This is a genomic window from Lutimaribacter pacificus, assembly GCF_900142185.1.
In the GTDB taxonomy this organism is placed as follows: Bacteria; Pseudomonadota; Alphaproteobacteria; order Rhodobacterales; family Rhodobacteraceae; genus Lutimaribacter; species Lutimaribacter pacificus.
In genome coordinates, this window is the sequence record NZ_FQZZ01000001.1 from 202,076 (window position 1) to 219,488 (window position 17,413).

Genomic DNA, 17,413 nt, shown 5'->3' on the forward strand with positions numbered 1-17,413 from the left:
CGAAGGGCCCGCCCGATGACATAGATGCAGCCCAAGGGCGCGTGCCCCGGAACCGACGAGGAGCGATCATGTCCCAAGCTGCAAACACCCCGCCAAGGCCCGCATCCGAGGTTGCCGCGCAGGTTCTGATGCAGGAGGCCGACGCGCTGCGGCTGTTCGCGGGCGCGATCCCGCCGGATTTCGAGCGCGTGGTCGCCGATATCGCGCGCATTCCCGGCCGGGTGATCGTGTCGGGCATCGGCAAGTCGGGCCATATCGGGCGCAAGATCGCGGCGACGCTCGCCTCGACCGGGACGCCCAGCTATTTCGTGCATGCCTCCGAGGCGAGCCATGGCGACCTGGGCATGATCACCGGGGACGATATCTGCATCCTGATCTCGAACTCGGGCGAAACGCAGGAACTGGGCGACGTGGTGGCCCATACGCGGCGTTTTTCGATCCCGCTGGTGGCGATCTCGTCGCGCGAGGACAGCACGCTGATGCGCGCCGCCGATTATCGCCTGCTGCTGCCGCCCGCGCCCGAGGCCTGCCCGATGGGGCTGGCGCCCACCACCTCGACCACGCTGACGCTGGCGCTGGGCGATGCGCTGGCCGTGGCGCTGATGGAGGCGCGCGATTTCCGGGCCGAGAATTTCCGCACCTTCCATCCCGGCGGCAAGCTGGGGGCGCAGCTGTCGACGGTGGCGCAGTTGATGCATGGCGGGGACGAGGTGCCGCTGGTGCCGCTTGATGCGCCGATGGAGCAGGCGCTGCTGGAGATGACCTCAAAGGGGTTCGGCACCACCGGCGTGGTGCGCGACGGTGTGCTGGCGGGGCTGATCTCGGACGGCGATTTGCGGCGCAACATGGCGCGTCTGATGGACAGCACGGCGGGCGAGGTCGCAACGCTCGACCCGGTTACGGTGCCGCCGGCGATGCTGGCGGCGCAGGCGCTGGCGCTGATGAACGAGCGCAAGATCACCACGCTGTTCGTCGTCGAAGAGGATGGCAGCCCGGTGGGCATCGTGCATCTGCACGACCTGCTGCGCGCCGGGGTCGCCTGACCGCGCATATGCTTGACCTTCGGGGGTAAACCGGTCACACACGGACTGGTTGTGTATTATCCCCTTTTGGTTGATCCGGCATGATCCTGTTCGACGTTACGACAAGCTATACCTTCCGGCACTGGAACGCGATGGGCCTGCTGCGGGTCGAACACGAAGCCATCCGCGCCTTTCGGGACGCTTGTGGCGAGGGGGTGACATTTGTCATCTACCACGCCGAACAGGGATGTTTCTTTCCCGTTGACGACGACGAGATCGACGCGCTGATTGCGGATCGCAAATGGAGTGTCCCGGCGGTGGACCGCGCGGGCGCGGCCCGCAACCGGCTGCGCAGCCTGGCAAGGCAGGTACGGTTTCTGGCTGCCGTGCCGCGCATTCGCAGGATGCATCGCGCGGATGGCGCGGCGGGCGGGTATCTGCGGCAACAGGCGCTGACCGCGCAACTCGCGCGGCTGAGCCTGGCGGATTACAGCGCGCTGCGCCGTGTGCTGGGATGGCTTTGCCGCCTTTGGCCGGGGCTGGCGCCCTATCTGCAACGGCTGGACCTGATCAATCACCGCATCCATGTGGGCGAGGTCGATGCCCGCGCGGCGGCGCGGTTCCATCCCGAACGTGCGGTCGATTTCGCGCGGGTCGCGCATTATGTCTCGGCCGGCGGGTTCTGGTCGGACGACCGTTACAAGGCCGCGTGGCAGGCGCGCGAAACGCATGGCTGCGCGCTGCATTACCTGATCTGCGATCTTGTCCCGGTGCTGTGGCGGCATGTGACCGAGCCCACCACGAAAGAGACCTTTCCGCTGGCGCTGCACTGGGTGCTTTGGGGCGTCGATCAGGTCTGGACGATCTCGCGCACGACGCGGGACGATCTGCTGGGGCATATCGCGGAAAACGGCTATCCGCAGATCGCGCCGGACCGGGTGACGCCGGTCTACCTGGGCTGCGATATCGAAACCGGCCCCGCCGCGCCCGAGGACGAGGCCGCCATTCTGGCGCGGCACGATCTGGCGCAGGGCGGGTTCGTGCTGATGGTCGGCACGCAGGAGCCGCGCAAGAACCACGATTTCGCCTATCGCCTGTGGCGCGAACTGAACCGCCGCCGCCCCGGCGCGGTGCCGCCGCTTGTCTGGGCCGGTCAGCCGGGCTGGTCCATCGGCCCGCTGCTGGAACAGGTGGCCGGGGATACCGGCCTGCCGCATGGCGCGATCCGCATCCTCAGCGATGTGAGCGACGCCGAACTGGCGACGCTTTACCGCGCCTGCCGCTTTACCATCTACCCCTCGCATTACGAGGGCTGGGGCCTGCCGGTGGTCGAAAGCCTGGCCCATGGCAAGCCCTGCATCGCCAGCGACGCGCCCTCGCTGATCGAGGCGGGGCAGGGCGCCTGCGATCATATCCCCACCATCGACGGCGAGGGCTGGATCGCGCGGGTGGTTGCGCTGCTTGACGATGACACCGCCTATCGCGCGGCCTGCGCCCGCGCGCGGGGGGTCGAGGGGCGTCGCTGGCAGGATTTCCGCACGGCGCTGATCGCGGATTTCCGGCGGTTCCCGGACCGGCGGATGGGGGCGGTGGCATGAGGTTATTGTCGCTTTCGACCTATCCGCTCAGCCACCCGCTGCATGGTGGGCAGCGCCGGGCCGATGCGCTGCTCCGGGCCGCGACAGGGGCGGGCTGTGCCTGTCTCAACATCCCGGTGTTCTTTGCCGAAAGCTATCCCGATGCGGATATCCGCGAACAACGGACAGCATTGCCGGGGGATCTGCGCGCCGCGCTGGTCAGGCAGGGCCTGCGCGAGGATCTGCACCTGCACCGCGTGCTGAGCGATGACCTTGCGGCCATGGGGCATCTGGGCGCGCAGGTCGCGGCGTTCCGCCCCGACGCGGTGCAGCTTGAACATCCCTGGCTGTTCCCGGTCTACGAACGGCTGGCCGCGCGGCTGCCCGACCTTGCCCGCGCAAGGCTGATCTATTCGGCGCATAATATCGAGGGCGATCTTTTGCCCGGGCGGTTCCACGAGGCGGTCACCGCGCTGGAAAGACGGCTGAGCGCCTGCGCCGACATGATCGTCGCGGTCAGCGAGGGCGATGCCGCCCGGCTGCGCGCATGGGCCGGCGACCGCCGCGATGTGCCGGTGATCGTGGCGCCCAACGGCTGCTGGGCACCCGACGGGCCGCCGCCGGGCGACGCCATCGTCAGCGAGCCCTACGTGATGGTGGCGGGCAGCGCCCATCCCCCGAATGCCCAGGGGTTCCGGGACAGTTTCGGCGAGATCCCGGGATGCATCCCCCCGGGCGGCAGGCTGGTCGTGGCGGGCGGGGTTTGCGACCTGCTGAGGGCCGATCCCCGGTTTGGCCGGTTTCGGATGCTCAACGATGCGGTGGTGCGCCATATGGGGGTGGTCGGGGACGGCGTGCTGGCGAACCTGCTGCACCATGCGCGCGGCATCTGCCTGCCGGTCACCGGCGGCGGCGGCACCAACCTAAAGACCGCCGAGGCGCTGGTCAGCCTCAAGCCGGTGGTGGCGCGGCCCGCGGCCTTTCGCGGCTACGAGGACGCGCGCACGCTTGGCGGGGTGCGGATCGCCGACAGCCCGCAGGCGTTCCGCCACGCGGTCCGCGGGCTTTTTTCCGGTCCCCCGACGGGCATGCGGACGCGCGACGAGGTTGCGCGCTTTACCTGGCCCGCGACGCTGGCCGGGCTGACCGGGGCCTATCGCGGGATGCGGCGGTCTGCGCCCGCAAAGGCCCCGGCATGACCGGCAGCGTGGCGGCGCCCCCCTTCGTCCCGGTCGGGGAACCGGCCAGCGCCGAGGTGCTGGATTTCCTGTTCCGCGCCTATCTGGGCCGCCCGTCCGCGCCGGCGAATGTCGCGCAGCTGCTGGACGAGCGGAAGATGACGGTGGCCCAGATCGAGGAGATGCTGCGCAAAAGCCCCGAATACCGCAGCCGCGGGCGATTGCTGCAGCACGGCTTTCGCGGTGCGTCGGACGGGGCCATCCTGATGATCGAACCTGCGCGGCTGTTCTTTTGCCCGATTGCCAAGGTGGCGAACACCTCGGTCAAGGACTGGGCGCTGCGGCTGTCGGGCGAGGGGGTTTCGAATGCCGGCAGTGTGCACCATCACCTGGACAGTGGCCGCTCGCCGATGCAGATCCGTCACTGGCCGATGGCCTCGGTCGCGGCGCGGATGCAAAGCCCCGGCTGGGCACGGGTCGCCATCCTGCGCGACCCCGAGGACCGGCTTGTCAGTTGCTACTGGGACAAGTTCGTGCGCAACCGCGCGCAACCCGGCGTGCTGTTTCACACCGCGCCCGTCTATCGCTTTTTCCACGGCGAGGAGCCGACCGCCGAGCAGGTCGAACGCGGGCTGAGCTTTCGCCAGTTCTGCCACTATATCAACCACGCGCCGCGCGACGCGATGGACCCGCACTGGGCGCCGCAATACCGTTACCTGGAAAACCACCGCTGGGACCGGCTGTTCACGATGGAGCGGATTGCCGGGTTCGAGGCCTTCGTGCTGTCACGCTGCCCGCCGGAGCTGCAACATGTCCGGCTGGGCCTGGCCAACGTGGCGCCGCGCCATGCCGAGCCGGTGGCCGGGGATATATCCGACCACCTGCCCTGCGAGATGGCGGGCATGGCGAAACCGCCGAATGCCGCGCTTTTGTCGCCCGATATCCGCGCCTTCATCCGCGACTATTACGCGCTGGACCGTGTTCTTCTGGCGCAGGCGCGCGCGGATCAGCCGGAATAGGGCGGTAGCGGCACGGGCCCGGTTTCGACCACGACCGGGGCGGGAAACAGCGTTTCCTCCGGCGCGGTGGGGCCATGCGGCAAGATCACCGTCAGTTCGACGACCCCGTCCCGCCGTCGCACGTCCGAGGCCAGCCAATCCGGCTCCAGTGTGTCGCGCGACAGCGTCGCGCCCTCAGCCAGCGACGAGAAATCGAAGGTCTCGCCATTCACGGTCAGTCTGTCGCCATCGCAGGACAGCACCATCCCCGGATCGCGGCGCATGGGGGTAAAGGAAATCTTCATCGGTTTTTCTTCCTGATCAGTACCAGCGGCCGGTGGCCATCACCCAGGCATCCGAGAAATCGCCGCTGGCAAAGGAACTGCCTGCCGCGGCGAACACGTTGGCGCGTGCGCCATTTGCCGTTTCCGTGCTGAACCCGACCAGCGAGACCGCGTTGAGGCCCGGCGTGGCATTGGCGTAAAAGTGGTCGACGTCGATGGTGATCTGCAGCATCGGGTGCGTTGCGAAAGCGGCCGGATAGGTCCAGTCCTGTTTGAGCGATGTGGCGTTCGAGAAACCGATCCGCAGCTTGAAGGTGCAGATTTGCGTGCCATCGGCCATGCGGACGTAATCGCCATTGGCGTTGCTTCCGCGCTCGATCACCGCGCCGCCCGGCACGCCGCCCGATTGCGACACCGGCCCCAGCAGGTTGCCCGGGCCGTAAACGAAATCGGCCCGCGCAAGCCGCCCCGGCGTGGTGTCCTGCGGTGTGTCCTGCACCGCCGCCCCGGTGACGGTTCCGTGGATTTCGGCCCCCGCGGGGATGGTGACCCGCGCGGTGGACGGATCGGCCAGCAGCGCCTCGGACCAGGTTGTGCCATCGGCGCTGAGCTTGATGGCGAAGGCGTCGTTCCCGGCAAGGCCCATCTCGGCCCGGCCCGACCAGCCGGTCTGGAACAGCAGGCTTGCGGTGTCGCCGCTGGTGGCCTTGTTCACCTTCAGCCGGTGATCCGCGCCTTCGTGGCTGAACAGCGTCGCGGGAGCCGAGACTGCCAGCCGGTTGCCGCCATCCGGCGCGGCGTTGACGCCCAGCATTGCCGCCTGGCGCGTCATCTCGGCCTCGCGCCGCCAGGCGCTGCCGTCGTGGACCAGATCCTGCCCTGTGGCCGCCACATGCGCCCGCCAGCCCGCGCGCGGCGTCAGGAACCACCAGCCGCCGCTGTCGCGCATGGCGATCTGCCCCGCGTGCCCGGCCCAGTCGCCGGTGCCGCCCGGCGGCACCACGTAGCGCGCGCCGTTCTGCGCAGCGGCGGGCGGGGCGGTCACATCGTCGGCCAGAACCGACAACTGCACCAGCGCGTCCAGAACGCGCAGAGCCTCGTTATGGGTGACGTGTTTCTGGGCCTGGGACGGCTGGATATAGGGCAGGGACAAGCTGGCTGAGACGTCGGACATGCACGATCCTCCTGTGCGAAAACAGGCAGGAAGGTAGGTATCGCCGGCTTAACCTTTCCTGACGGCACCGCGCGGTGCCCGCCTTATCCCAGCAGGCGCATCAGGTAATCGCCATACTGGTTCTTGCCGAACAACGCGGCGCGCGCGCGCAGCGCCTCGGCGTCGATCCAGCCGCGATCGAAGGCAATTTCGTCGGGGCTGCCGATCTGCTGGCCCTGCCGTTCGCTCAGCGTGCGCACGAAGTTCCCGGCATCCAGAAGGCTGCCATGCGTCCCGGTATCCAGCCAGGCATAGCCGCGCCCCATCTGCTGCACCGAAAGCAGCCCGTCGGTCAGGTACATGTCCAGAAGCGAGGTAATCTCAAGCTCGCCCCGCGCGGATTTTTCCACCTTCGCGGCGCGTTCGGGCGCGCTGCCGTCGAGGAAATAGAGCCCGGTCACCGCGTAGGGCGATGGCGCGACCTCTGGCTTTTCGATGATCTGGCGCACGGTGCCGTCCGGCGCGAAATCCACCACGCCATAGCGTTCGGGATCGGCCACGCGATAGCCGAAGACCATGCCGCCCTGCCGTTGCGCGTCGGCGGCCGCAAGGATTTCGGGCAAGCCGTGACCGAAGAAGATGTTATCGCCCAGAACCATCGCGCTGGGGGCGCCTTCGAGGAAGGTTTCGGTCAGGAGATAGGCCTGCGCCAGCCCCTCGGGCTCGGGTTGAACGATATAGGTGAAGCTCAGCCCCCACTGACTGCCATCGTCCAGAAGGCGGCGGAACTGGTCGCGATCCTGCGGCGTGGTGATGATTGCGATTTCGCGGATACCGGCCAGCATCAGCACCGACAGCGGGTAATAGATCATCGGCTTGTCGTAGATCGGCAGCAATTGCTTGGACAGGCCCATGGTGATGGGATAAAGCCGCGTGCCCGATCCGCCCGCCAGAATGATGCCCTTGCGTTCCTTCATGCGCCGCTCTCCAACTGCTGCAACACCCGGGTCAGCCCGGTTTTCCAGTTCGGCTGTGTAATCCCGAAATCCGTCCGTATCTTGGCGCAATCGAGACGGGAATTGAGCGGCCGGACCGCCGGTGTCGGATACTCCGCCGAGGGAATGCCGGTCACGGTTACGGCCCGACCGGCCTGTGCGAATATCTCGCGCGCGAAACCGGCCCAGCTGACTGCAGGGGCGCCGGCAAAGTGACAGGTGCCACCCGGCGTGCCCGCCAGCATCTGCCCGGTCATGTCCAGAAGCGCGGCGGCGATGGCGTCGGCCGGGGTCGGCCCGCCGGTCTGATCGTCCACGATGTTCAGTGCGTCACGGCTTTCCGCCAGCCGCAGCATGGTTTTGACGAAATTGGCCCCATGCGCCGAAAAGACCCAGCTTGTGCGCAGGATCGCGTAGTGCCCGCCGGCGGCGCGCACGGCCCTTTCCCCGGCCAGTTTCGACCGGCCATAGGCGTTTTGCGGCGACACCGGATCGCTTTCGCGCCACGGAGCCGTGCCGCTGCCGTCAAAGACGTAATCGGTCGAGACATGCAGGAACGGGATGCCCAGATCGGCGCAGGCCCGCGCCATCGCACCGGGGCTGTCCCCGTTCACGATGGTGGCCAGGTCTTCCTCGTCCTCGGCGCGGTCAACGGCGGTGTAGGCCGCAGCGTTGATCACCGCGCGGGGGCGCGTGTCGCGTATCGTCTTTTCGCAGGCTTCGGGATCGGACAGGTCCGCCTTGTCACGCCCCAATGCCAGCACCTCGGCCTGAATCTGCAATTCCCGCGCGACCTGCCCGGTCCTGCCGAATACGAGGAGCGTCATCCCGTGCCCAGCCTTTCGCCCACGCCCGCGCGGGATTGCAGGGCGCGCCACCAGTCCTCGTTGTCGAGATACCATTGCACTGTCTTTTCCAGCCCTTCCTCGACCGTGACCGAGGGCCGCCAGCCCAGTTCGTCGCGGATGCGCGAAGGGTCGATCGCATAGCGCGCATCATGTCCGGGCCGGTCGGTGACGAAGGTGATCTGGTCCGCATAGCTGCCGTTCGGTTTCGCGCGCTTTTCGTCCAGGATCGCGCAGATCGTGCGCACCAGTTCAAGATTGCTGCGCTCGTTCTCGCCGCCGATGTTGTAGGACCGGCCAAGCTGACCCTTTTGCAGCACCAGCAGCAGCGCGTCGGCGTGATCCTCGACATAAAGCCAGTCGCGCACGTTGGACCCGTCGCCATAGATCGGGATCGGCCTGCCCGCCAGCGCGTTCAGGATCACCACCGGGATCAGCTTTTCGGGAAAATGATAGGGCCCGTAATTGTTCGAGCAGTTGGTCAGCACGACGGGCAGCCCATAGGTTTCGTGCCACGCCCGCACCAGGTGGTCCGAGGCCGCCTTGGACGCCGAATAGGGGCTGCGCGGATCATAAGGCGTGTCCTCGGTGAATTTCACCGACGGATCGCCGGGAAGCGAGCCGAACACCTCGTCCGTCGAGATGTGGTGAAATCGGAAATCGCCGGGCCTGCCGCGTGCCAGCCAATAGGCGCGCGCGGCCTCGAGCAGGGTGTAGGTGCCGTTGATATTGGTCTCGATGAACGTGCCCGGCCCGTCGATGGAGCGGTCGACATGGGATTCCGCCGCAAGATGCATCACGGCGTCCGGTCGATGGGCCGCGAACACCCGGTCCAGCGCCACGCGGTCGCGGATATCCACATGTTCGAACGCGTAAAGCGGGTTGCCCGCCACGCCTGCGACATTGTCCAGGCAGGCGGCATAGGTCAGCGCATCGAGATTGACCACCTCGTGCCCCGCGGCCACCGCCTGCCGCACGACGGCGGACCCGATGAACCCGGCGCCGCCGGTCACCAGCAGTTTCATGACGCTTCCCCCCATGCGAAGGGGCTGTCCAGATCGGCAAGGCGCGGCGCTGCGGCGTCCTTGCCCGACAGGATCGCGGTGTCGCGCGTCACGCCCCAGTCGATACCGATCTCCGGGTCGTCGAAGGCCAGCGCCCGGTCACAGTCGGGCGCGTAGTAATCGCTGCATTTATAGATGATCTCGGTGCCCGGTTCGCGGGTCACGAAGCCATGGGCGAACCCCTCGGGCACCAGTAATTGCCTGCCGTTTTCAAAGGACAGTTCCACACCCGCCCACTGCCCGTAGGTGGGGCTGCCGCGCCGGATATCGACGGCCACGTCGAACAGCCGCCCGCGCCCGCAGCGCACCAGCTTGGCCTGTGCATGGGGCGGTGCCTGGAAATGCAACCCGCGCACCGTGCCCGCCTGTTCGGACAGCGAATGGTTGTCCTGCACGAAATCCAGCGCGATCCCGGCCTCTTCCATCCGCTTGCGGTTCCAGCTTTCGCTGAAAAACCCGCGCGCGTCGCCGTGCCGCACCGGCGTCAGGATCAGGACGCCGGGAAGGTTGGTAGGAATGAGGTCAAGCATCTGTAAATTCCGTCATGAAACACGGGTTCCCTCATAGCAAGGCCGGGGCCGGATGAACAGCAGTCCCGCATTATGGCCGCCCGTCAGCCCGCCGGTGTCGTGGTGAAGAAATCGACCTTGCCCGGTGCGATCCGCGCGGCGCTCAAACGCCCGGTGCGATAGGCGCCGGTATCGAGCGCGATGCGCCCGGCCCGCATGTCGGGTGTTGCGTGGATGTAATGGCCATGTACCACCCAGAGCCCGTCGGACCGGGGCGTGGTCAGGAACTTCCGATGCCCCCAAAGAAGCCCGTGGCCGCGCCGGGCCTCGATCGGGCGCGTTGGATCGCCGCCGGCATGGCTGGCCACGACATTGCCGCTTTGCCACAGCAGCGGGCGGTTGCGCAGCCAGTCGATCAGGTCGGGCCCAAGCGCATCATGCAGGGCATCTGGCAGGGCGTCATCGGGTATGTCCGCAGGCAGGCCGAAGCTGTCCAGCGTCGCATCGCCGCCGTTGCGCAGCCAGATTCGCATGTTCGACGCGGGCGCGTCCAGGGCATCGAGCAGCATCGCCTCGTGATTGCCGGACAGGCAGGCCACCTTGCCGGGCCTGTCGACCTCCAGCTGCCGCAGGATTCGCAGCACCCCGGAACTGTCGGGGCCGCGGTCGATGTAGTCGCCAAGGAACACCAGCGGCAGGCCGGGCGCCGCATCGTCGACCTGATCCAGAAGCGCGCGCAGCAGGTCTGCACGCCCGTGGATATCGCCCACGGCGACGAAGGCGCCATCGGGCGCAAGGGGGGTGTCGAAACTCTGGTCTTTTGCACCGAAATGGCGCAGAATCTGCCGAAATCCGCTCATATCCACGGTCCTGCGGCACATGGCCGCCAAAAGCAAGCGGCGCGTGGCGGTGTTTGGACTGGCATAGGGGCCCCGGATGCATTAACCAAATGACAATATTGGCGCCGGTTCAGAAATTGTTTCCGTTTTTGCGTCAGGACAGGATTTCAAGGGTCAGATTCAGTAAGGGCATTGCGCAGCATGACAGACCAGCCGGCCCCGGGATTGCAGGAATTGCGCGCCGCGCGGCGCAAGGGGCTGGGATTGCTTGTCTGGGCCTTTGTCTTCTCGGTTTTCGTGAACCTGCTGATGCTGACCGGGCCGCTTTACATGTTGCAGGTCTATGACCGGGTTCTGACCTCGCGCTCGGTCGAGACACTGGTGGCGCTGTCGATCCTGGTGACGATGCTTTACGCGCTGATGGGCGTGCTGGACTACGCCCGCGGGCGGGTGATGGCGCGGGTCGGCGCGCGGTTTCAGACCGCGCTGGACGGGCGGTTGTTCTCGGCCACGCTCAGACGGTCGATGAACCCGCACGAACGTGCGGCCTGCACCGCGGTTCTGCGCGATCTCGACGCGTTGCAGAACATCTTCGTGTCGCCGGTGCTGATGGCGATCATGGACATGCCCTGGACGCCGATCTTCATCGCCGCGATCTTTATCTTCCACCCGGTGCTGGGCTGGGTCTCGGTGGTCGGCGGCGCGATCATCATCGTCCTTGCGCTGCTGAACCAGATCGTGACCACGAACCGCGTACGCACCGCGCAGATCGCGACCCAGCGCGCCCATGCCTTTGCCGAACAGGCCCATGAGGCGAGCGAGGTCGCGCTGAGTCAGGGGATGCGCGACAGCCTGCAACGCCGCTACAAGCGCCTGCGCAACCTGGCGCTGCAGCAGAACGTGACCGCGAACGACTGGACGGGCCTGTTCACCTCGGCGACCAAGGCGTTCCGGCTGTTCCTGCAATCGGCCATCCTCGGGCTTGGCGCCTACCTGGTGCTGCAGGGGGACATGACGGCGGGCTCGATGATTGCCGGCTCCATCCTGCTGGGGCGGGCGCTGGCGCCGATCGAACAGGCGATGGGCAACTGGCCGGTGGTGCAGCGCGCCCGCGCCGGCTGGCGCACGCTGGAGCGGTTCCTGGCCGTTGTCCCGCACGAACCCGAACGCACCGACCTGCCCAGACCCGAGGCGCGACTGGCGGTCAAGGGGCTGACCATCGTGCCGCCAGGCACCAAGAAGCCGACGGTGCGCAACGTCACCTTCACGCTGGAGCCGGGGCAGGCGCTGGGCGTAATCGGCAAAAGCGGGTCTGGCAAATCGACGCTGGCCCGCGCGCTGGCCGGGTACTGGCCGATCGCCGCGGGCGAGGCGCGGCTGGGCGGCGCGACGCTCGACCAGTACGGGCCGACGCTGGGGCTGCATATCGGCTATCTGCCCCAGACCGTCAGCCTGTTTGCCGGCACGGTGGCCGAGAATATCCGCCGCATGTCGCTGGAACCGGATTCGCAGGCGGTGGTCGCCGCGGCGAAAAAGGCCAACGCGCACGAGATGATCATGCAGCTTGAAAACGGGTACGACACGTTTCTGGAAGGCAATGAAAACCAGCTTTCGGGCGGCCAGAAACAGCGTATCGCGCTGGCGCGTGCGATCCATGGCGACCCGACGCTGCTGATCCTGGACGAGCCGAACTCGATGCTGGATGCGGACGGCTCTCAGGCGCTGAACGAAACGGTCAGGGAATTCAAGGCGCAGGACAGGGCGGTGATCGTCATGACCCATCGGCCCGCCGCGATCGCGGAATGCGACCTGCTGATGGTGATGGACCAGGGCGCGCTTGTCGCCTTCGGCCCGCGAGACGAGGTGCTGAGCACGGTCCTGGCCAGCAATCCCAAATCCGCCCGGCGCCCGCAGGTGGTGCGCCCGCAAAAGGTGTCGATGTGAACGGAAATGCCTTCGATCAGGACCCGAAATGGAGCGGCTGGCGCCCATTGATTGCGGGTATCCTTGCGCTGGTCGCGCTGCTGGGTGGGCTGGGTTTCTGGGCGGTGCGTGCCGAAATCTCGGGGGCGGTCGTCGCGTCGGGGCAGGTCAAGGTCGAATCCAACCGCCAGATCATCCAGCATCCCGAAGGCGGGGTGGTGGGCGAAATCCTTGTCACCGAAAGCGACATGGTCGGCCAGGGCGACGTGCTGATCCGGCTGGACGGTCGCCAGCTGGTGACCGAGCTGTCGATCGTCGAGGGCCAGTTGCGCGAATTGTCGGCCCGCAAATCGCGGCTCGAAGCCGAGCGTGATGGAGCCGAGGCGGTGGAGTTTGCCGCCGAACTGGTGGCGGCCGCGGCGCTGGATACAGATGCGGGCGGCCTGTTGCGCGGGGAAGAAACCCTGTTTTTATCCCGCAAGGAGGCACTGGAGCAGGAGGTGGAGCTGCTGGCCGAACAGAACCAGCAGATCGACAACCGGATCGGCGGCCTTGAGGCGCAGCTTGCCGCGCTGGAGGAGCAGGCCGAGTTGATGCGCCGCGATCTTCAGGCGGAACAAGCCCTGCTGGACCAGCGCCTGACCCGCGCCGCGCGTGTGAGCGAGATCATGCGCGACATCGCCGGCCAGCGCGGTCAGATCGGCCGGATCGAGGCCGAGATCGCCGAGCTGCGCGGCCAGAAGGCAAGCAACGGCATCGCGCTGCTGCAACTGACGACGCAGCGGCGCGAGAATGCGGTATCCCGCCTGCGCGACCTGGAATTCCGCGAGATCGAGCTGCGCGAGCGGCGCACCGCGCTGCAGGATCGTATTTCCCGCCTCGATATCCGCGCGCCCGTGTCCGGCATCGTCTACGGGATGCAGGTCTTTGCCCGGCAATCGGTGGTGCAGCCGGCACAGCCGCTGATGTATATCGTGCCGCAGGATCTGCCGCTCGTGGTGTCGGCCCGCGTGGACGCCATCAATGTCGACGAGGTCTTTGTCGGGCAGGAAGCCTCGCTTCAGTTCCCTGCCTTCGATCAGCGTGAAACGCCCGAGATCCGGGGCAAGGTCGAACGCATCTCGGCCGATGTGCTGATGGACGAGGCCAGCGGGCAGAGCTATTACTCGGTCGAGATCCAGCTTGCGGCGGCCGAGATCGACAAGCTGGGCACGCAGACCCTGCTGCCGGGGATGCCGGTGGAATCCTTCATCCAGACCGGCAAGCGCACCCCGCTCGGCTATTTGGTGGAGCCGATGGCGGCGTTTTTCAACCGTGCCTTCCGCGAATGACCGTGCCACGGCCCTGACGCAATTCGGCAACAGTTTTTCCCCGGCGCGGTAAATCCGCGGGCGGAATGGAAAAATCGGCGCTTTTCTGCTACAAACACGGGCAAAGGGCCAGAACGACACGTGAAAACACGTGCGCCAAAGACCGGCCCGAGAGGCAGAAAAACGAGCATTTCAAATGCGGACCGTCTTTATTTTAAGCGTCGCAACCGTCGTGGCCGGGTGCAGTATCGGCCCCGATTACGAAACACCGACAATGAACCTGCCGGACCGTTATTCCCTGGTCGCGCCGGTCACCAAGGCCAGCGCATCGGATATCTACTGGTGGCGGGCCTTCAGGGACCCGGTGCTGGACCGGCTGATCGCCGCCGGGCTGGAGGGGAACCTGACCGTCGCCGAAGCGCGCGAACGCATCCGCGAGGCCGAGGCCGTATTCCGCCGCGACAGCGTAAGCCCGCTTGGCGATCTGACGCTCGAGGCGCGCAACAATTCCGCGTCGCAGGATATCGGCAGCGCCGAGGTGACCGCGAATTTCGGCGTGCCCGCGCGCAAGCAATGGGCCAGCCGCGCCGCGCACCAGCGCCTGCAGGCGGCCGAACTGGGCGAGGCCGAAGCAAAGCGGCTTTTGCTGTCCGACCTGAGCGAAAGCTACATCAACCTGCGCTTTTTGCAGCGCAACCTGGCGCTACGGCAGCAGGATATCACCTCGCGCCAGCAGACCCTGCGCGATATCCGCACCCAGCTCGACGCCGGGGCGGCGACGCGTCTGGATGTCCTGCGCGCGCAGGCTCTGGTGGCCGAAACCCGCGCCGAGGTGCCGCAGATCCGGTCCGATATCGTGGCGCAGCGCAACCGTATTTCGACGCTTCTCGGGGTGCCGGTGGGGCATCTTGGCATTGACCTGCGCGATACCGGCACCCAGCCCGTGCCGGTGGGCGTGGGCGATCTGGGCGTGCCGGCCGATCTTTTGCGGGCGCGGCCCGATATCCGTGCCGCGGAACGCCAATACGCGGCGGCGGTGTCTGATATGGGCGTGGCCGAGGCGGCGCGGTATCCCAGCCTAAGCCTCAGCGGATTGCTGACCGCGCCGCTGAACGGGAACGGCGACGACGCCGAAAGCCTGGTCGCGGGCGTGACCGTGCCGCTTTTCTCGCAACCGTCGCTGGCGGCGGCCGAGGATGCGGCTGCGGCCCGCGCGCAACAGGCCTATATCCGCTGGCGGCAGAGCGTGCTTGGCGCGGTCGAACAGGTCGAAAACGCGCTTGCCGCGCTTGCCGCCGCGCGAGAGGCCGCCGCCGCCTCGCGCGAACTGGTGTCTTACAACGAACGTGCGCTCAACCTGTCGCGGCGCCTTGTGGGTGAGGGCGGTAACGCGACGGTGCTGGACATCATCGACCGCGAACGCTCGCTCTCGACGGCGCGTCAGGGGCTGGCCAGCGATCTGCGTGATCTTTCTGCGGCTTACGTGGCGCTTCGTGCCGCGCTGGGTATCGGGCATGGCGCACCGGAGGTCGCACGCGCCGATCCCGAACCCCAGCCGCCGCAGGACGAAGGGTAGGGGCAGGCACTACGGCCCGGTTTCCGGCGGTTCGGGCCGCAATATCAGGGCAAGCCCGGCACCGCCGACGAACCCGCCAAGATGCGTTTCCCACGCCACGGTGCCATCCGTACCCACATACATCAGCACGTTGAGCACCACCAGGATGCCGACCGGCCAGAGGATCGACGCCGCGCCCAGCCAGATGCCGGGCCGGCTGCCCAGCGTGTGGATCACGTTCCAGGCGATCAGGGCGCCGGCCAGCCCGAACAGCGCGCCCGACGCCCCCACCATCGGCCGGAACCCGCTATGTGACAGCAGCGCAAAGAACACGCCTCCCAGCAGGACCGACACGGTATAGAGTGCAAGAAACCGGCGCTGCCCCACCTGCGCGATGGTCGCGCCGCCCAGCGAAAACAACGTGATCATGTTCACCGCAAGGTGCAGCAGGCCGCCATGCAAAAAGGCATAGGTTGCGAACATCGTAACAGGTTGCGCGGCATAGTTCGGCCGCCATCCCGCCAGAAGGCCGGGCCAGAAAGCACCGTTCTGATAGGCCAGCGTCCGCCAGCGCTGCGTGCCCCAAAGCCCGTGATCGGCCCCTTGCAGCACCAGCTCTATCCCGATGCAGGGCAATGCCAGCAGCAAAAGCGCGATGGGCCAGCGGCCGAGATTGTTCAAGCGAGGCATCGGACCCCCGGACACGCTGGGCGCGGCGAAATGCGCCTGCGCCGGTCGCACCCGTCGGCCCGGCAGGGCGCGCTACTGGAAAAGGGTAAAGCTGCGGCCGATCGTGACATAGACTGAGGCGGAATCCGATTTGCCCGCAGTATCTTCGTCGCGGACACGGTACGCCACGCCGGTATTGAGGTTCCAGTCTTCGGTCAGCGCATAGACATAGCCCAGGGTGATATCGGTGCGCCGCGTGTCCTGGCCGGTCGCGGTTTGCTCGGTCATCCCGTAGGCCGCGTTGAAGCGGATACTGGACAGCGCGTTGATCTCGTAGGTGTAGCCGAGGTCGAGCGTCGTGACGATCCGTTCCTCGTCTTCCGCGTTGACCGCGACGTTGCGTTGCAGGCCCAGCCGGATCGACCCGGTCGGCAGGGCGTTCTGCCAGTTGACGCCGCCGATCAGCTTGGGATCGCCGCCTTCCTTGCGGGTGGTGCCGATATTGAACGACAGGTTGCCCGTCGGCAGGTCGAGAGCGCGGTTCATGCGCAGCGTGTCGCGCAGGCCGTTCTGATCGCGTGTGGCGGTGTAAGAGGCCCCGATCGTGCCGTTGGGCAGGTCGCGCGAGTAGGTCAGCCGCCCGGTCAGGCCGTTTTCGCGCAGGACGACGACGTCGTTTTCGCGCTCTTCGATCTCGGAATACCCGATCCCTGCGGTCAGCGTCGCCGCCTCGGAGATATCCCGCGTGAGGGCGAATTCCAGGTTGTTGGTGTCGCGTTCGGTATTGACCGCGTCATCGGCCTCATAGGTTCTTTGCGAATAGGTGATTTCGCCCGTCGTCACCTCGGAGAAACGAAGGCGCGTGCCCAGCCCGATATTGGTGCGGCGTATATCCGTGAGGCTGGTCGTTCCCGTGTCCGAATAGGAAATCCCGTTGACACCCGCATCGAAGGTGAACCCGAGCGGCGCATTCAGGCCGGTTTCGAACCCGATTTTCGCATCATAGGCCTCGCGTGTGCCCGCACCGCGCAGATCCTCGAAATCCTCGGGCAGGACGATGACGCCGGTGTCGTCGATGAAATCCGACAGCGGCAAAAAGAACGAGACATCGGTCTCACGGTAATTCGCGCTGGCCGTCAGGCGGGCATTCGCGGCCTCGCGGCTGTAGGCAAAGCGCAAAGCCGGTTCGACAAACCCTGTCTGCAGGTCGCTACCGCTGGGAATACGGCCCTCCCGGATCTTTCCGTCGATGCCGAAGGACAGCTGTTGGGTGCGGGTCTCGGCCAGGAAATCGAAGGACAGCGTCGTCGTGGACAGGACGGTGGAGCCTTCCTCGGGGAAGTCGAGGGCAAGGTTGTCGCCGGCCTCAAGCTCCTGGCTGATCCCGAACACCGCGCGCATACCCGTGCCGCCCTGCTGGGCAAGGGCGGGCAGAACGGCGCAGCCCAAAAGCCCCGAGGCAAGCGCCAGTCCGGTTTTCCTGATTTTCACA

16 protein-coding genes are annotated in these 17,413 nt (G+C 66.7%); 7 read left to right on the top strand and 9 right to left on the bottom strand.

The annotated features are described in order from the left end of the window. Positions 1-68 precede the first annotated feature (68 nt). From F3H87_RS00960 to F3H87_RS00975, 4 genes are all read left to right on the top strand, one after another. Positions 69-1,043 carry a KpsF/GutQ family sugar-phosphate isomerase gene (locus F3H87_RS00960; protein WP_149786892.1) on the top strand — a complete coding sequence of 325 codons (975 nt, stop codon included), beginning with the start codon at positions 69-71 and terminating at the stop codon, positions 1,041-1,043. Between the two features lie 80 nt (positions 1,044-1,123). Beyond that, positions 1,124-2,620 carry a glycosyltransferase family 4 protein gene (locus F3H87_RS00965; RefSeq protein ID WP_149786891.1) on the top strand — a complete coding sequence of 499 codons (1,497 nt, stop codon included), beginning with the start codon at positions 1,124-1,126 and terminating at the stop codon, positions 2,618-2,620. Beyond that, positions 2,617-3,798, top strand: a complete 1,182-nt coding sequence (locus F3H87_RS00970; protein ID WP_149786890.1) for a glycosyltransferase — start codon at positions 2,617-2,619, stop codon at positions 3,796-3,798. Before F3H87_RS00965 ends, F3H87_RS00970 begins: the two co-directional genes overlap by 4 nt. Next, entirely contained in the window at positions 3,795-4,796 is a 1,002-nt protein-coding gene (locus tag F3H87_RS00975) for a sulfotransferase family 2 domain-containing protein (protein ID WP_149786889.1), read from the top strand. Before F3H87_RS00970 ends, F3H87_RS00975 begins: the two co-directional genes overlap by 4 nt. Here F3H87_RS00975 and F3H87_RS00980 read toward each other — a convergent pair. From F3H87_RS00980 to F3H87_RS01010, 7 genes are all read right to left on the bottom strand, one after another. Then, positions 4,784-5,080 (bottom strand): hypothetical protein, encoded by a 297-nt coding sequence (locus F3H87_RS00980; protein ID WP_149786888.1) that lies wholly within the window; start codon positions 5,078-5,080, stop codon positions 4,784-4,786. The genes F3H87_RS00975 and F3H87_RS00980 overlap by 13 nt on opposite strands. Before the next feature lie 16 nt (positions 5,081-5,096). Then, the gene (locus tag F3H87_RS00985) at positions 5,097-6,233 is read right to left on the bottom strand and encodes a DUF2793 domain-containing protein (protein ID WP_149786887.1); all 1,137 of its coding nucleotides are present in this window, start codon (positions 6,231-6,233) and stop codon (positions 5,097-5,099) included. A gap of 83 nt (positions 6,234-6,316) precedes the next feature. Continuing rightward, positions 6,317-7,189 (bottom strand): glucose-1-phosphate thymidylyltransferase RfbA, encoded by an 873-nt coding sequence (gene rfbA, locus F3H87_RS00990; protein ID WP_149786886.1) that lies wholly within the window; start codon positions 7,187-7,189, stop codon positions 6,317-6,319. Beyond that, on the bottom strand, positions 7,186-8,034 hold the full coding sequence (gene rfbD, locus F3H87_RS00995; protein ID WP_149786885.1) for a dTDP-4-dehydrorhamnose reductase: 849 nt from the start codon (positions 8,032-8,034) through the stop codon (positions 7,186-7,188). The genes rfbA and rfbD overlap by 4 nt, the downstream gene beginning before the upstream one ends. Further along, entirely contained in the window at positions 8,031-9,077 is a 1,047-nt protein-coding gene (gene rfbB, locus F3H87_RS01000; protein WP_149786884.1) for a dTDP-glucose 4,6-dehydratase, read from the bottom strand. Before rfbB ends, rfbD begins: the two co-directional genes overlap by 4 nt. Further along, positions 9,074-9,646, bottom strand: a complete 573-nt coding sequence (rfbC, locus tag F3H87_RS01005; RefSeq protein WP_149786883.1) for a dTDP-4-dehydrorhamnose 3,5-epimerase — start codon at positions 9,644-9,646, stop codon at positions 9,074-9,076. The genes rfbB and rfbC overlap by 4 nt, the downstream gene beginning before the upstream one ends. A gap of 83 nt (positions 9,647-9,729) precedes the next feature. Next, positions 9,730-10,485: a metallophosphoesterase gene (locus F3H87_RS01010; protein WP_149786882.1), complete on the bottom strand. Its 756-nt coding sequence runs from the start codon at positions 10,483-10,485 to the stop codon at positions 9,730-9,732. Positions 10,486-10,665: 180 nt separating this feature from the next. On the opposite strand from F3H87_RS01010, the gene F3H87_RS01015 reads away from it, so the two are divergent. From F3H87_RS01015 to F3H87_RS01025, 3 genes are all read left to right on the top strand, one after another. Next, a complete protein-coding gene (locus F3H87_RS01015) occupies positions 10,666-12,408 on the top strand; it encodes a type I secretion system permease/ATPase (RefSeq protein WP_149786881.1) in 1,743 nt (580 codons plus the stop codon). After that, positions 12,405-13,718, top strand: coding sequence for an HlyD family type I secretion periplasmic adaptor subunit (locus F3H87_RS01020; protein WP_149786880.1), 1,314 nt, complete (start codon positions 12,405-12,407; stop codon positions 13,716-13,718). Before F3H87_RS01015 ends, F3H87_RS01020 begins: the two co-directional genes overlap by 4 nt. A 175-nt stretch (positions 13,719-13,893) precedes the next feature. After that, positions 13,894-15,273: an efflux transporter outer membrane subunit gene (locus F3H87_RS01025; protein ID WP_149786879.1), complete on the top strand. Its 1,380-nt coding sequence runs from the start codon at positions 13,894-13,896 to the stop codon at positions 15,271-15,273. Between the two features lie 9 nt (positions 15,274-15,282). On the opposite strand, the gene F3H87_RS01030 is transcribed toward F3H87_RS01025, so the two are convergent. Beyond that, entirely contained in the window at positions 15,283-15,942 is a 660-nt protein-coding gene (locus F3H87_RS01030; protein ID WP_149786878.1) for a rhomboid family intramembrane serine protease, read from the bottom strand. A 72-nt stretch (positions 15,943-16,014) separates the two neighbouring features. Further along, on the bottom strand, positions 16,015-17,412 hold the full coding sequence (locus tag F3H87_RS01035) for a porin (RefSeq protein WP_149786877.1): 1,398 nt from the start codon (positions 17,410-17,412) through the stop codon (positions 16,015-16,017). Position 17,413: the final 1 nt, after the last annotated feature.

What these genes read in the sequence shown, in the direction of transcription:
- F3H87_RS00985 (WP_149786887.1), bottom strand. Translation starts at nt 6,233, where the DNA reads ATGTCCGACGTCTCAGCCAGCTTGTCCCTGCCCTATATCCAGCCGTCC.
- F3H87_RS01010 (WP_149786882.1), bottom strand. Translation starts at nt 10,485, where the DNA reads ATGAGCGGATTTCGGCAGATTCTGCGCCATTTCGGTGCAAAAGACCAG.
- F3H87_RS00965 (WP_149786891.1), top strand. Translation starts at nt 1,124, where the DNA reads ATGATCCTGTTCGACGTTACGACAAGCTATACCTTCCGGCACTGGAAC.
- F3H87_RS00980 (WP_149786888.1), bottom strand. Translation starts at nt 5,080, where the DNA reads ATGAAGATTTCCTTTACCCCCATGCGCCGCGATCCGGGGATGGTGCTG.
- rfbC (WP_149786883.1), bottom strand. Translation starts at nt 9,646, where the DNA reads ATGCTTGACCTCATTCCTACCAACCTTCCCGGCGTCCTGATCCTGACG.
- F3H87_RS01015 (WP_149786881.1), top strand. Translation starts at nt 10,666, where the DNA reads ATGACAGACCAGCCGGCCCCGGGATTGCAGGAATTGCGCGCCGCGCGG.
- rfbB (WP_149786884.1), bottom strand. Translation starts at nt 9,077, where the DNA reads ATGAAACTGCTGGTGACCGGCGGCGCCGGGTTCATCGGGTCCGCCGTC.
- F3H87_RS00970 (WP_149786890.1), top strand. Translation starts at nt 2,617, where the DNA reads ATGAGGTTATTGTCGCTTTCGACCTATCCGCTCAGCCACCCGCTGCAT.
- rfbD (WP_149786885.1), bottom strand. Translation starts at nt 8,034, where the DNA reads ATGACGCTCCTCGTATTCGGCAGGACCGGGCAGGTCGCGCGGGAATTG.
- F3H87_RS01030 (WP_149786878.1), bottom strand. Translation starts at nt 15,942, where the DNA reads ATGCCTCGCTTGAACAATCTCGGCCGCTGGCCCATCGCGCTTTTGCTG.
- F3H87_RS00975 (WP_149786889.1), top strand. Translation starts at nt 3,795, where the DNA reads ATGACCGGCAGCGTGGCGGCGCCCCCCTTCGTCCCGGTCGGGGAACCG.
- F3H87_RS01025 (WP_149786879.1), top strand. Translation starts at nt 13,894, where the DNA reads ATGCGGACCGTCTTTATTTTAAGCGTCGCAACCGTCGTGGCCGGGTGC.
- F3H87_RS00960 (WP_149786892.1), top strand. Translation starts at nt 69, where the DNA reads ATGTCCCAAGCTGCAAACACCCCGCCAAGGCCCGCATCCGAGGTTGCC.
- rfbA (WP_149786886.1), bottom strand. Translation starts at nt 7,189, where the DNA reads ATGAAGGAACGCAAGGGCATCATTCTGGCGGGCGGATCGGGCACGCGG.